The sequence below is a fragment of the Sphingobacteriales bacterium genome (genome assembly GCA_012517435.1).
Classification (GTDB): domain Bacteria; phylum Bacteroidota; class Bacteroidia; order CAILMK01; family JAAYUY01; genus JAAYUY01.
In genome coordinates this window covers 1-14,473 of record JAAYUY010000057.1, presented here as the reverse complement: position 1 = coordinate 14,473, position 14,473 = coordinate 1, and the positions used below count along the sequence as shown (strand labels likewise).

Here is a 14,473-nt window from a genome sequence, read left to right as displayed (position 1 = left end):
GCACAGGCTTTTTTCAGAAAACTTCATGAAAAAAACGTTTTTACTGAAGATACCATCGAACAACTTTATGATGAAGAAGCCGGAATGTATCTGGCCGACCGCTACATTACAGGTACCTGCCCGAAATGCGGATATCAGGAAGCTTATGGCGATCAGTGTGAAAAATGCGGCACATCACTCAGTCCGACCGAGCTTATCAACCCGAAAAGTGTATTAAGCGGATCAAAACCGGTGCTGAAAAAGACAAAACACTGGTATCTGCCACTCAATCAGTACGAAGACTGGCTGAAAGAGTGGATACTCGAAGGGAAAAAAGACATCTGGAAGACCAATGTTTACGGTCAATGTGCCTCGTGGATCAATGAGGGTCTAAAACCACGTGCCGTTACACGCGATCTCGACTGGGGCGTTCCTGTTCCCCTCAGCCATGCCGAAGGCAAAGTGCTGTACGTCTGGTTCGATGCTCCGATAGGTTATATTTCAGCTACCCGCGAGTTTACCGGTGACTGGGAAAAATGGTGGAAAGATCCGGATACCGAACTTGTCCATTTCATCGGGAAAGATAATATTGTGTTTCATTGCATCATCTTTCCGGTCATGCTGAAAGCCGAAGGCTCGTATATCGTCCCCGACAACGTCCCTGCCAATGAATTTATGAACCTCGAAGGAGATAAGATTTCGACTTCCAAAAACTGGGCAGTCTGGCTGCATGAATACCTTGAAGAGTTTCCCGGCAAACAGGACGTCCTCCGTTATGTTTTGACTGCCAATGCTCCGGAAACTAAAGACAATGATTTTACATGGAAAGATTTTCAGGCAAAAAACAACAATGAACTGGTTGCTATTCTGGGAAATTTTGTCAACAGGGTAATCTCCCTGACACATAAATACTTCGATGGTGTGATCCCGGAAAGTACTGACACGACAGCACTTGAGCAGATTAATATTCCGGCATACCGGGAAAAAGTTTCCCAGGCCATTGAAAACTATCGTTTCCGCGAGGCACAAAGCGAAATGATGAACCTCGCACGGGCCGGAAATAAATACCTGACCGATACTGAGCCCTGGCACCTGATTAAAACTGACAGGCAGGCGGTTGCCAATGTTCTGAATAACTGCCTTCAGATTTGTGCCAATCTTTCTCAGCTCATGCATCCTTTCCTGCCTTTTACGGCTGAGAAAATTGAAGCCCTGCTGCACATCAGACGAAATCTGAACTGGTTTGATATAGGGCGTACCGATATTGTCAAAGCGGGACAGAAAATTGAACCTCCTTCTTTTCTTTTTGAAAAAATTGATGATAAAATCATTGAATATCAAATAGAAAAGCTGAAAAATTCAAAATCAGCCAAGCATACGGCCATAGCCCCGGCACCTTTGAAGGAAGAAATCAGTTTTGAGGATTTTCAGAAAAATGATATCCGCATTGTCAGGGTTCTGGAAGCTGAAAAGGTTGAAGGAACAGACAAACTGATGAAACTTACCATTGACCTTGGTTTCGAACAAAGGACTATTATTTCTGGTATTGCACACCAATACACTCCTGAGGAGGTTAAAGGCAGACAGGTGGCTTACCTTGCTAATCTTAAGCCCAGAAAAATTAAAGGTATTGAATCGAAAGGCATGATTCTGATGATTCAGGAATCAAACGGAAAACTTGTATTTCTCGGGCCATCCAATGAAACGGAAAATGGGTCAACAGTTGGATAATTAAACAGCTTATGACAGATAAAACCATAATCGACATACTTAACGGGCAATTTAAACAGGCAGATCCGGAGACTACTCTGAGATTCCTCCATGAAAAATATCCCGGAAAAGTTGCCTTTTCATCGAGTTTAGGTGCTGAAGATCAAATAATTACTCATTTAATTGCCCGATCAGGGCTGAACATTCGCATCTTTACCCTCGATACCGGTCGCCTTTTTTATGAAACCTATGATTTGATAGAAAGAACAAAATCCAAATACAATATTGACATTGAAGTATTTTTCCCCGACCATGCCGAGGTGGAAAAAATGGTGAACAAAAAAGGCCTGAATTTGTTCTATGACAGTATAGAAAAAAGAAAATTGTGTTGCACAATCAGAAAAATCAATCCTTTGAAAAGAGCCCTCGAAGGGGTACAGGTATGGGTAACAGGTATCAGAAAAGAGCAATCAGTTACCCGCAAAGACATGGCTATGTTTGAGTGGGACAACGAATACAATATTTTGAAGTATAATCCTTTGATTGACTGGTCGGAAGATGAAGTCTGGAACTTTATCAGGGGAAACAGAATTCCGTATAACATCCTCCACGACAAGGGTTATCTGAGTATTGGCTGTGCCCCCTGTACCCGGGCCGTTGAAAAAGGAGAACCTGCACGAAACGGAAGATGGTGGTGGGAAAATCCGGAAACCCGTGAATGTGGCCTTCATCTGAGAGTAAAAACCAATTAAATAAATGATTTTTTTAAACCCTAAAAAAATGAACTTATGATAAAGGAAAAAATGGAAAAAGCCCTTAACAGGCAAATCAATGAAGAACTTTATTCTTCATATCTGTACTGGGCAATGGCTGCTTATTTTGAATCAAAAAATCTGACAGGATTTGCCAACTGGACAAAAATACAGGCAGAAGAAGAATACCTGCATGCCAGAAAGTTTTACGACTACATGATTGCAGCAGGTGGCAGAGTGGTTTTTGATGAAATCAAAAAACCCAAAACAAAATGGTCGTCTATTGAAAATGTTTTTGAGGAAATTCTTCAACACGAAGTTCACATCACTGAATGTATTAACGATCTGGCTTCTCTGGCTGGTGAAGAAAAAGATCATGCTACTGCAAGTTTCCTGAAATGGTTTATTGATGAGCAGGTTGAAGAATTGGCTGCAGCTGAACAGATTTTACACGAAGTCAGAATGGTAGGCGACAATAAACAGGGAATCTTTATGCTTGACAGAGAAATGAAAGCCCGTCAAAGTATTTTCCCTTCTCTTCCGTCTAACTGATTTTTCTGTCCCTCTCTCAAAAAATTTTCTTCTGTTCAATAACATAGTTTTGATATGCTTTTTTATGTATCTTAGCACCTTCATAAATATTTCAATTACTGAATATAATGCCTGATTAGATGATTACCATTAAAGAAAAGTTATTTGAAAAAATTGAAGCCAAACGCAAGCAAGTCAATGAGTTACTGAAGAACTACGGAGACGCGGTTATTGACAGAATCACGATCAGCCAGGTGCTTGGAGGCATGAGAGGAATTAAAAGTCTGGTTTCCGACATTTCATATCTCGATCCAAACGAAGGGATACGTTTCAGAGGCTACACCATTCCTGAAGTATTCGAAAAACTTCCGAAAGCCGGAAACGGAGAAATGCCCATTGTCGAAGGCTTTTATTACCTGTTGCTCACCGGAGATATTCCGGGTGAAAACGAAATCGAACAAATGGCGGATGAATTTAATAAAAGGAAACATGTTCCCTGGTATGTTTTTGATGTTCTGCGTGCCCTTCCACGCGATACACACCCGATGACCATGTTTTCGAATGCCATCATTGCCCTTCAGCGGGAATCAAAATTTACAAAAAAATACCGGGAAGGATTAAAAAAAGAAGACTACTGGGAACCCACATACGAAGATTCCCTGAGTCTGCTGGCCAAACTACCTGAAATTGCAGCCTATATCTACCGGATGAAATACAAAAACAATGAATTCATTCCCCCCGATCCCCACCTCGACATGGCTGCCAACTTTGCTCAGATGATGGGTATTGATAAGCCTTACGATGACGTTTCAAGGCTTTATTTTATTCTTCACAGCGATCACGAAGGCGGTAATGTGAGTGCACACACCGGACACCTGATTGCCAGTGCTCTTTCAGATATTTATTACGCCATCAGCGGAATGTTAAACGGCCTTGCCGGGCCGCTTCACGGATTGGCCAATCAGGAAGTACTGAGATGGATTCAAAATGAAATGAAAAAATATGGAGGGAACGTCCCGTCAAAAGAAAAACTGGCCGAAGACGTCTGGCATACACTCAAATCGGGACAGGTCATTCCCGGTTTCGGCCATGCTGTTTTGCGTAAAACCGACCCGCGTTATACTGCCATTCAGAACTTTTGCAATAAAAACATCAAAGATGACCTGCTGTTCGATTATGTAAAACTGCTATATGAAGTGGTTCCACCCATTCTGATTGAACAGGGGAAAGCCAAAAACCCATGGCCAAATGTGGATGCTCAATCCGGTGTGCTGCAATGGCATTATGGCGTAAAAGAATATGAATTTTACACAGTACTGTTTGGATTAGGACGAGCACTTGGGGTAACGGCAAATATTATTTGGGACAGAGCCTTGCTTTACCCGCTCGAAAGGCCTAAATCGCAAACCATCCAGATGCTTTTCGACTTTGTCAATAAAAACAAAGACAAACTTGAATTTATAGCTTATGAAGAGCTGGGCTGAGGTTATCTGATACGGTCTGCCGACCTCACCAGCCGCTCATCTTTCAGGATAAATAAATTGGCAAGATAAGAAAACAGTACCGACAAAGCAGGCAAAATCAGGATTAAATAATGTTTCGATTCATTGCCTATCAATTGTTTTACCCCTCCGTAATTTTCAAAAACAAAAATAATCGCTACGATTAGTCCTGCTCCTAACAAAATATTCAGACGGCAAAACAAACTCTGACGGATTCTGTTCTTGTAAAGAAATATTGTAAGCAGCGAAATGACAGCTACCAATGTATTTAGTATCCCGGAAAAGAATAAGGGTTTAGTTTTAAAACCATCATCATCTTGCTGGTATTCTGAAACATAACAAACTGTTATTAAATTACTTACATCCTTTTCATTGACGGCTGCCGGAAAACTGACTTTCACAAAAAACAAAACAATTGCAAAAACGGCTGACAGCAGTAAAAACAAGCTTTGAAATCTCTGTATCATCTGATTAATTTTTACACAAATTTATTAAAGGAATTATCTTAACAGTAACATTGAATCACCATAACTTAGAAACCTGTAATTTTCTTCAAGAGCGGTATGGTAAATTTTTTCCCAGCTATCGCCAATAAAAGCGGCAATCAGCAATAAGAGAGTGCTTTTAGGTTGGTGAAAATTGGTGATTATTCCATCCCCAAAATTGAAACGATAACCGGGGTAAATCATAATTTCAGTACTACCATTCAGATTTTCAATATCTTTTCGTTTCATGTATTCATGAATAACCGATAAAGACTGCCTGAGGCTAAGTGGATTTTTTTCAAAGCTGTAAGGGAATAATTTCGGGATGAAAAAAGCTGCCTCAGAATGGTTATACAGCAAGACTCCATACCAGTAAAGGCTTTCCAATGCTCTTAAGCTTGTTGTTCCGACACTGATCATCTTCCCTTCAAAATTCAGCAGTTTTTCAATAAAATCACGGGAAAAAGAAATCTGTTCGGTATGCATGGGATGTTCAGCGGGATTGAGGACTTTCAGAGGCTGAAAAGTACCTGCACTGACATGAAGGGTCAGAAAAGCCTTGTCAATTCTTTTTTCTTCAAGCTTTTTAAAAACTTCTTCCGTGAAATGAAGTCCGGCAGTCGGGGCAGCTACTGCACCATGATGAAGGGCATACACCGTCTGATACGTTTCTTTATCCTTTTCATCTGCCTGACGTTTCAGGTAAGGTGGTAAAGGCGTTTCCCCGAAATGTTCAAGAACTTCAAAAAAACTGAAATCGTTATCCCATTCAAATTCAATCAGAAACACATCATCCATCACACCAAGGTTTCTTGCAGTCAGGCTGATATTCTTTCCATCAACCTCCATCGTTTTTTGCAATACCTCCTCATTTTTCCATCTTTTCAGATTTCCGACAAGGCACTTCCATCTTACTGATCCGCTGGCATTTAAAAAATCAATCAATTCCTCATGAGTGGCAGCAGGTTCAAGGCAAAAAACCTCGATGACTGCACCTGTTTTCTTGTGAAATTTAAGCCTGGCCTGAATGACCCGTGTGTTGTTGAATATCAGCAGGCTGTCTTTGGGTAAAAACTTGTCGATGTCAATAAAAGTAGCGTGATGAATAATTTCTTCATTAAAGACAAGTAATTTTGATAAATGACGAACCGCTAAAGGGTAGCGTGCAATTTTTTCGTCAGGCAAGTAATAATTGAAGTTTTGAGCAGATAGCATCATTATTTTTAAAAATTCAAAGTTAATCGGGTTTTACTCAGCGTGAAATTCTTATCTTTGCCTCATTCAAAATTTTAAAAATGAGTACAAATATTGTTTGGGAACCCATAAAAACCTATGAGGAAATACTATTTGAATTTTTTGAAGGAATAGCTAAAATCAGCATTAACCGTCCCCACAAGCACAATGCATTTACCCCCAAAACAGTTCAGGAAATGATAGAAGCGTTTCATATTTGCCGGGATAAGCCTGAGATAGAAGTCATCATCCTGACAGGAGTAGGCGACAAAGCATTTTGTAGCGGAGGCGATCAGTCGGTTCGTGGCCATGGGGGATACCTTGACAAGGAAGGAATACCCCATCTGAATGTACTTGAACTTCAGAAGATTATAAGAAGCATTCCCAAAGCAGTTATCGCCATGGTGGCAGGTTATGCCATAGGCGGAGGTCATGTGCTGCATGTCATCTGCGACCTGACCATAGCAGCCGAGAATGCCCGTTTCGGGCAAACAGGGCCTAAAGTCGGGAGCTTCGATGGTGGATTCGGAGCTTCTTACCTCGCCCGTATTGTCGGACAAAAAAAAGCAAGGGAAATATGGTACCTGTGCGAACAATACAGTGCCCACGAGGCCCTCGACATGGGACTGGTCAACAAAGTGGTTCCTCTGGTTAACCTCGAAGAAACAACCGTAGAATGGTGCAGAAAAATACAGAAAAAAAGCCCACTTGCCATACGCGCACTCAAGTCGGCTTTCAACGCTGAGTTGGACGGACAAGCCGGTATTCAGGAACTTGCAGGTAATGCCACCCTCTTCTATTACCTGACCGATGAAGCAAAGGAAGGCTTTACTTCTTTCCTTGAAAAACGAGAACCTGACTTTAAAAAGTTTCCTAAATTTAAATAATCTTAAAAATGCTGGAAAAAGTATCACTTGACAAGGTTTTGTTTCTGGATATAGAAACGGTTCCGGCTTTTCCTGACATCGAACAGGCTCCTGAAGAATACAAAAAGCTTTGGGAAAAAAAAGCCGAACAACTTAAAGAAAAAGAAAAGGATGATATTACTCCTGAAGAGTTATATGAAAAAGCCGGCATTTATGCTGAATTTGGAAAAATCATCTGCATTTCGGTGGGTTATCTCTCGAATGACAAAGGCAGCCGTCAGTTCAGGGTAAAATCCTTTTTTGGACACGATGAAAAAATTATCCTTGAAAACTTTTGCAAACTGCTGGATTCGAGCTTTAACTCACGATTCAGCTTTTTGTGTGCCCACAACGGAAAAGAATTTGATTTTCCCTATCTCACCCGCAGAATTATCATCAATCATATCCCTGTACCGGAAGCACTGGAAACTTACGGGAAAAAACCATGGGAAATTGAATATTTCCTCGACACCCTTCAAATGTGGCGGTTTGGCGATTATAAATCCTATACTTCATTGGCACTCCTGTGTTATGTACTTGGCATTCCAACCCCTAAAGACGATATAGAAGGGAAAGATGTCTGGCGGGTTTATTATCTGGATAATGATCTTGAAAGAATCGTTAATTACTGCGAAAAAGACGTTTTGGCTGTAGCACGCCTCTTCCTCAGGTTTAAATCAATGCCGGGTATTGAAGATGAGGAAGTCGTCAGAATCAATGTTTAAACCCGAACTGGAAAAATGAAAAAACTGGCGGTTTTGACAGGAGCCGGAATCAGTGCCGAAAGTGGTCTTCAGACTTTCAGGGACAAAGGTGGATTATGGGAAAAATATGATTTTCAAAAACTTGCGAGTATTGAGGGTTGGAGGGAAAACCCTGAATTAGTGCTTGAGTTTTACAATATCAGGTGCGATCTGGTCAGAAAAGCCCAACCAAATGCCGCTCATCTTGCCCTTACGCAGCTTGAGAGGATGTATGATGTAGATATTATCACACAAAATGTTGATGACTTACACGAAAGAGCAGGCTCAAAACATATTCTCCACCTGCATGGCGAAATCATGAAAGCCCGGAGCAGCATTGACGATCAGCTGATTTATGAGTTGGGAGAAAAAAATATTAAACTTGGCGACAAATGTGAGAAAGGCAGTCAGCTCAGGCCTCATGTCGTCTGGTTTGGAGAAAGTGTTCCTATGATGGACAGAGCCATCGAAATTGTTTCAAAAGCTGAAATATTTATCATTATCGGCACCTCCCTTCAGGTATATCCTGCTGCCAGTCTTCTTTACTATGCTCCGGAAAACAGCAGGATTTATCTGGTTGATAAAAATATTCCGGTCGTCAGGCAGGCAGCAAACATGACATTTATCGCCAAAACAGCCGTTGAAGGAGTTCCTGAACTGGTTAACAAACTACTGGAAAAAGACGAATAGATATGGTTTTAAAAAAACGATGGATAGGAAAGCCATTGCCATCCAGGCAGGAGGCAGAGCGTTTAAAAAACCAGCTTAATTCTGGCATTATTGAAGCAGTTCTACTGTTGCAAAGAGGAATTACCACCGTTGAAGAAGCCAAACATTATTTCAATCCCAGCCTCCTCACCCTTCACGACCCCTTCTTGATGAAAAACATGGAAAAAGCTGTAAGCCGCCTGCATCAAGCCATTTCTTCCCACGAAAAAATACTCATTTATGGTGATTATGATGTGGATGGAACGACTGCGGTCAGCATCATGTATAAATATCTGTCTTCTTTTTATCCCCATGTGCGTTATTATGTGCCTGACCGGTTCAGCGAAGGTTATGGTATTTCAAAAGATGGTGTTGACTTTGCCGAAAAAAACGGTATCAGCCTGATCATTGCCCTCGATTGCGGAATCAAGGAAATTGAAAATGCAGAATACTCCAGAAGTCTTGGCATCGACATGATAATATGCGACCACCACAATCCGGGAAATAATATTCCCAACGCTTATGCAGTACTCAATCCCAAACAGGCCGACTGCCCTTATCCCTACAAAGAGCTATCAGGTTGCGGGGTAGGTTTCAAACTTATACAGGCCTATGAAAACCAGTACAACACCAACTTCGATATTTTCAGCCTGCTCGATTATGTGGCTGTCAGCATAGCTTCCGATATTGTGCCCATGACAGGTGAAAACAGAGCACTTTGTTTTCTCGGACTTGAAAAACTAAATACCCTTCCTTCTATTCCGTTTCAGGCCATGCTCAACATCCTGAAACCCGGTCATAAAATGGATGTCAACGACCTTGTGTTTCTGATAGGGCCCCGGCTGAATGCTTCCGGCAGAATTTCACATGCCAGCATTACCGTTGAATTTCTTATTTCAAAAACCCTTGCCGAAGCAGGTAAGTTTTTTCAGGAAATCAATACCAACAATACGGAAAGGCAGGACATTGACCTTCATACACTTGAAGAAGCCAAGATGATGATAGATAATGATGAAAGCTTAAAAAATGCAAAAACAACCGTTCTTTTCCACCCCGGCTGGCATAAAGGAGTAATCGGCATCGTAGCCTCCCGCCTGATCGATTATTACTACCGGCCTACCATCCTGCTGACCGAAACAGACGGACAGCTTACGGGCTCCGCACGGAGTATCCCTGGTTTTGACCTCTACTCAGCCCTTGAAAAATGCAGGGAATACCTCGATAAATTTGGCGGTCACCAGTTTGCTGCCGGCCTTTCCCTCGATAAAAATATGCTTGATCTTTTCAGAAACAGATTTGAACAGGTTGTCAGCGAATCGATAACAGACGAAATGCTAATCCCAATGGTGGAATACGACCTCGAGCTCAGGCCCGAACATATCTCCCTGAACCTGATCGACATCGTTGAAAAATTTGCCCCCTTCGGCCCTGAAAACATGAAACCACGTTTTGTCCTCAGAAAAATGAAGTGTGCCGAAGAACCAAGAATTGTCGGGAATAATCATTTGCGTTTTGCCATTCGCTGCAATGGTTCCAGAATCAGCTGCATTGCCTTCGGCATGGGAGACCTGCTGAAAAAAATCAGCAAATACGAATTTGATATTTGCTTTTACATCGAAAAAAATATCTGGAATGGCAACACCTATATTCAGTTGAATATTAAAGACATACATATTGTACAATAAGAAAACATGAAACTTCACACAGAAAATCTTGTAAAAATTTATAAAAAAAGAAGGGTGGTTGATGATGTCAGCCTCGACATCAGCAAAGGGCAGATAGTCGGATTGTTAGGACCAAATGGTGCCGGAAAAACCACTACATTTTATATGATAGTCGGATTAGTCGTTCCTTATAGCGGAAAGGTTTTCCTTGATAATCAGGATATTACACGTCTGCCCATGTATAAAAGGGGACAACTGGGTATCAGCTATCTTCCGCAAGAACCCTCTATTTTCAGAAAACTTAGTATGGAAGACAATATCCGGGCGGTTCTCGAAATCAGAAAACTGACAAAAAAAGAGATTAATTATAAAATTGATCAGCTGATAGATGAGTTTGGACTTGGAAAAGTAAGAAAAACACGTGGAGATTTACTTTCGGGCGGGGAAAGAAGAAGGACGGAGATAGCCCGTTCATTGGCAACAGAGCCTCATTTTTTTCTGCTGGATGAACCTTTTGCCGGTATCGACCCCATCGCGGTTGAAGACATTCAAAATATCGTTTCACGCCTGAAACTTAAAAATATCGGCATTTTAATTACCGACCATAATGTTCAGGAAACCCTTTCTATCACCGATAACGCCTACCTGCTTTACGAAGGCAAAATCCTGAAGAAAGGAACTTCAACAGAGCTTGCTGAAGACGAACAGGTCAGAAAACTTTACCTTGGTCAGAATTTTGACCTGAAACTGAAGGTTTTTGAAGAGATTAAAAGCAATATTCAGCAATGAAGCTGTTAACCCCGTAGGTTTCATTGAGCAACAGAGGAAGCTGAAAGAAGGGTCGGTAAATTATTGTTTCACAAAATAAACACTCATCTTCCCATCGCTGATGTTGAGGGTATCACCCCATATTTTGTTTTTCAGGGTGCAATAAAACTTTATTTCTGCTTTTTTAACCTGTTGGGTAACCCTGTTGATAATCACGGTAGTATCTACCACTTTTGTTATCTCAAAATTACTGTATTTCTGGTCGAAATAGCTGGAAGAATAAGGATAACCGGAATAAGTGTAACAAGTCAGTATCACTTCTGAAAGGTGTTTGGGATTGTTCGGTCGTGGTGTATTGTAGGCATATAAATACTTCCCGGGAAGGATGGTACTATCTATGTCATTAACCTTAGATTTAAAAGGAAATGTATAATTGTAAACTGATAAATGCATGTATCTGACAGAGGAATTTGATATGTGTTCCAGAGAAAAATTGTAAACAATCAGAGAATCATCATAGTAATAGGTTTTGTACGAATTTCCGACTATATTGTTTATTCCAGCATCAAATCTGACCTGATAACCATTGTATTTTGCCTCAAAATAAAGTTGGGGTACTCCGTCTTCAGAAGGCTCAAGTGTTTGTTTTTCGCAGGAGAAAAACAAAAGCAAGGAAGATAATATGAGCAAAAAGCTTTTATATTTTCTTACAACTTCTTTCATCCTTGTTAATACAGCATTACTTTAAAATACAAACCTGCCTGGGTGATCAGGTCGTTTCGTTTCTTTAAAAACAGCTTGTCATCTATTAAATCATTGAATGTCTGATTAATACGAAATCCGGCATACATGTTTTTGGTCAGGTGATAATTGTAATCAAGGCTCAAACCAATGTTAAATGTCCTGATTCCTTCAAAATAACCTTTTTCAGCGGTAGTAGCCGATTGATAAAAATACGGACTGGAAACAACCTGCGTTTTATTGCTGAAGCTGTTTAGCCTTGTGGCCAGCAACAAACCGCCTGACAGATAATGTTTGCTACTGAAGTTTCGTTGAATATCTATATTGATATTGACAAAATCAATCTTTTGTATCAAAAGGTAAATGGAATCAATTTCTTTGTAGGTGAAATATCTGGTTCTCACAGAATATCGTTCCAGTGCGTTTTCCCTTGACTGAAGGTAGGCCGCCCCGATATTCAGGTTATATTTACTGTTCAGCGGATAATGAACAGTCAGGCCGGCAGTATAATTTAAGACAAAATGGGTGGTTCCGTTACTTTGATTGGTGAAATTATTCATCAACACTGCTCCTCCCTGAAGGGAAATGAACTTATATTCTGGTGGAGTCTGAATTTCTGAAATCACAGGGATTGAGTCGGGAGCAGGAATTTGCTTTTGCAGGGTATCTTCAGATGGCTTTTCTTCAACCGAATCAACCTGATTTTTCAGGTTTTGCTGCGTATTGAATGATTTTTCCTCATTAGGTTTATCTTCTTCCTTTTTTTCAGAATTTTCCTGTTTCGCTGTTCCTCCAACTGGCTGAGTATATTTTTTACTTTCCTGAACATTAAATACAACACGTTCGTTACTGATTTTCTGAGACTCATCCGCATTCATTGATGGACTTTCAGCCTGAATGATGTTTTGCCGGGTTATTTCAGGAGCAGAAGGTGGTGTCGTATGGGTTTCTGAAAGCTGTTCCTGTTGTGAAAGGATATTGTTTTCTGATGAATGGTCAAGCGTAAAATATACCACAGTAGCAGTAACAGCAGGAACTGTAACAACAAGTGTAATGAATTTCCATTTGGCAATACCGGCAATTTTTGATACGGTGGCTGTCGTGGAGGTAGCCGGCAGTTTATTCAGTAATGCTTTCATTTTCAGCCAGTAAGACGGATGATAGCTGAAGGAATGCTGGTTTAGCTTCTCCCTGAATAATTTGTCAATATGATGATCATCCTTTCTCAAGACTGCTGTTTATATTTTAAAAGCATTTCCATCAGTTTTTTCCTGGCAAAGTGAAGATGTGCTTTTGAAGTTCCAATACTTATGCCAAGTTTTTCGCTGATTTCCTGATGAGAAAAGCCTTCAATGGCAAATAGGTTAAAAACGGCACGGCTGCCGGGCGGAAGTTTGTCAATCATCAGGTAAAGCTTTTCCACATCGACATCTTCATAGTCTTCAACGGCAAGGTCAACATGTTCAACATGGGTAAATTCATCCACCAGGCTGATATTGTTCAGGTAGTTCCTGTTGGCTTTCAGATAATCAAGCGAAGTATTCACCATCACCCGAAGCATCCATCCCATAAAACTTCCTGTCCCCTGATACTGATGAATATTACTATAGATTTTCAAAAACCCGTTATTGACCACTTCCATGGCTTCATCATGATCACTAATATATCGTCTGACAGTGGCCATCATTTTCCCAAAATACTTTTCGTACAATTTTTTCTGAGCCTTGCGGTCATTTTTGAGGCAATATTCAATAAGTCTTTTTTCTTCATCATCTTTCTCCGGCAGGTATCCCGATTCTGTTTCTGACAGGGCATATTTTACACCTGTAAGATAATACTTTATCCTGCACAAAAACAAAAGAGAATACAATTTTTTGCCTGTTTTTAATTATTTTGCCTCTCGTAATCACTGACAAATTTCCGGTTTTTTTTGAACTGTAATAATTTTTTCCTGCTAATTGACGAAAATGTTGAAATTTTGGTTTAAAACGACTTTCCTGCTTAAATGAAACTGCTGAACAAATCAGGGCAATTAAAGTTTTACATACAAACAGGAATGATGGGTTTGTCTGCCTTTGGACGCTATCAGAATACCTGACAAATTTCTTTTTGAAAAACTTCAGAAATTAATCTTTCTTCAATTTCCGGTTTTTTTCGCATTTTTGAAGTGAACTTTTTAGCTCATATCTATGTTTCTGAATAAAATTATCTTTCCATGATCTACATCACCAGAAAAGAAAACTTTAATGCGGCTCACCGTGTCTTTCTTCCGGAATTAAGCGATGAAGAAAACTATGATCGTTTTGGAGCCTGCTCTAATCCCAACTGGCATGGACACAACTACACCCTCTTTGTTACAATTAAAGGTAAGCCCGACAAAGATTCCGGCTATCTTTTCGACCTGAAAAAATTAAGTCGTCTTATTAAAGAGCTGGTCATCGAAAAAGTGGACCATAAAAACCTGAATCTTGAAGTTGATTTTATGAAAGGGCTGATTCCTTCTTCCGAAAATATCGCCATGGCTGTCTTTAACCTGCTTGCTCCCGAACTCAGAAAACAAGGAGTAGCATTGCATTGCGTCAAACTTTACGAAACAGAAAACAATTACGTGGAATATTTCGGAGAAGAAGATTAAATACCTCGGAAATAAATTTATTCAACAGGCTGATTTTCTCTTACAATATCCTGTAACAGCCTGATAATGTAAATATTTCAAAAAGAAGAAATTGAAAAAAATACTGGATGAAGAGGG

The 14,473-nt window shown here is 40.4% G+C and carries 15 protein-coding genes; 10 read left to right on the top strand and 5 right to left on the bottom strand.

The window, feature by feature from the left end; all coding sequences use genetic code 11:
• The 4 genes from metG to GX437_03355 form a co-directional block, all read left to right on the top strand.
• On the top strand, positions 1 to 1,710 hold a 1,710-nt coding region (gene metG / locus GX437_03370), incomplete at its 5' end, for a methionine--tRNA ligase (protein NLJ06693.1).
• 11 nt (positions 1,711 to 1,721) lie between these two features.
• Positions 1,722 to 2,441, top strand: coding sequence for a phosphoadenylyl-sulfate reductase (locus GX437_03365; protein NLJ06692.1), 720 nt, complete (start codon positions 1,722 to 1,724; stop codon positions 2,439 to 2,441).
• A gap of 36 nt (positions 2,442 to 2,477) precedes the next feature.
• Entirely contained in the window at positions 2,478 to 2,993 is a 516-nt protein-coding gene (locus GX437_03360; GenBank protein NLJ06691.1) for a ferritin, read from the top strand.
• Positions 2,994 to 3,112: 119 nt separating this feature from the next.
• Positions 3,113 to 4,456, top strand: a complete 1,344-nt coding sequence (locus tag GX437_03355) for a citrate (Si)-synthase (protein ID NLJ06690.1) — start codon at positions 3,113 to 3,115, stop codon at positions 4,454 to 4,456.
• Positions 4,457 to 4,458: 2 nt separating this feature from the next.
• On the opposite strand, the gene GX437_03350 is transcribed toward GX437_03355, so the two are convergent.
• Positions 4,459 to 4,941: a DUF4293 domain-containing protein gene (locus GX437_03350; protein ID NLJ06689.1), complete on the bottom strand. Its 483-nt coding sequence runs from the start codon at positions 4,939 to 4,941 to the stop codon at positions 4,459 to 4,461.
• Between the two features lie 33 nt (positions 4,942 to 4,974).
• Positions 4,975 to 6,177: an S-adenosylmethionine:tRNA ribosyltransferase-isomerase gene (locus GX437_03345; GenBank protein ID NLJ06688.1), complete on the bottom strand. Its 1,203-nt coding sequence runs from the start codon at positions 6,175 to 6,177 to the stop codon at positions 4,975 to 4,977.
• 77 nt (positions 6,178 to 6,254) lie between these two features.
• On the opposite strand from GX437_03345, the gene menB reads away from it, so the two are divergent.
• From menB to lptB, 5 genes are read left to right on the top strand one after another with little or no spacing between them, the layout of a single operon-like run.
• On the top strand, positions 6,255 to 7,079 hold the full coding sequence (gene menB, locus GX437_03340; GenBank protein ID NLJ06687.1) for a 1,4-dihydroxy-2-naphthoyl-CoA synthase: 825 nt from the start codon (positions 6,255 to 6,257) through the stop codon (positions 7,077 to 7,079).
• An 8-nt stretch (positions 7,080 to 7,087) separates the two neighbouring features.
• The gene (locus GX437_03335; protein NLJ06686.1) at positions 7,088 to 7,822 is read left to right on the top strand and encodes a 3'-5' exonuclease; all 735 of its coding nucleotides are present in this window, start codon (positions 7,088 to 7,090) and stop codon (positions 7,820 to 7,822) included.
• Between the two features lie 15 nt (positions 7,823 to 7,837).
• Positions 7,838 to 8,530 (top strand): NAD-dependent deacylase, encoded by a 693-nt coding sequence (locus tag GX437_03330; protein ID NLJ06685.1) that lies wholly within the window; start codon positions 7,838 to 7,840, stop codon positions 8,528 to 8,530.
• A gap of 2 nt (positions 8,531 to 8,532) precedes the next feature.
• Positions 8,533 to 10,233, top strand: a complete 1,701-nt coding sequence (gene recJ / locus GX437_03325) for a single-stranded-DNA-specific exonuclease RecJ (protein NLJ06684.1) — start codon at positions 8,533 to 8,535, stop codon at positions 10,231 to 10,233.
• A 6-nt stretch (positions 10,234 to 10,239) separates the two neighbouring features.
• A complete protein-coding gene (gene lptB, locus GX437_03320) occupies positions 10,240 to 11,001 on the top strand; it encodes an LPS export ABC transporter ATP-binding protein (protein ID NLJ06683.1) in 762 nt (253 codons plus the stop codon).
• 60 nt (positions 11,002 to 11,061) lie between these two features.
• On the opposite strand, the gene GX437_03315 is transcribed toward lptB, so the two are convergent.
• Genes GX437_03315 through GX437_03305 form a run of 3 tightly spaced genes read right to left on the bottom strand, consistent with a single transcriptional unit; the run spans position 11,062 to position 13,591 of the window.
• Complete coding sequence (locus GX437_03315; GenBank protein ID NLJ06682.1) at positions 11,062 to 11,703, bottom strand: hypothetical protein; 642 nt, start codon at positions 11,701 to 11,703, stop codon at positions 11,062 to 11,064.
• A 5-nt stretch (positions 11,704 to 11,708) separates the two neighbouring features.
• Positions 11,709 to 12,950, bottom strand: coding sequence for a hypothetical protein (locus GX437_03310; protein NLJ06681.1), 1,242 nt, complete (start codon positions 12,948 to 12,950; stop codon positions 11,709 to 11,711).
• On the bottom strand, positions 12,947 to 13,591 hold the full coding sequence (locus GX437_03305; protein ID NLJ06680.1) for an RNA polymerase sigma factor: 645 nt from the start codon (positions 13,589 to 13,591) through the stop codon (positions 12,947 to 12,949). The genes GX437_03310 and GX437_03305 overlap by 4 nt, the downstream gene beginning before the upstream one ends.
• 345 nt (positions 13,592 to 13,936) lie before the next feature.
• Between GX437_03305 and GX437_03300 the strand changes: the two genes are divergently transcribed.
• Positions 13,937 to 14,356 carry a 6-carboxytetrahydropterin synthase gene (locus GX437_03300; protein NLJ06679.1) on the top strand — a complete coding sequence of 140 codons (420 nt, stop codon included), beginning with the start codon at positions 13,937 to 13,939 and terminating at the stop codon, positions 14,354 to 14,356.
• Positions 14,357 to 14,473 lie beyond the last annotated feature (117 nt).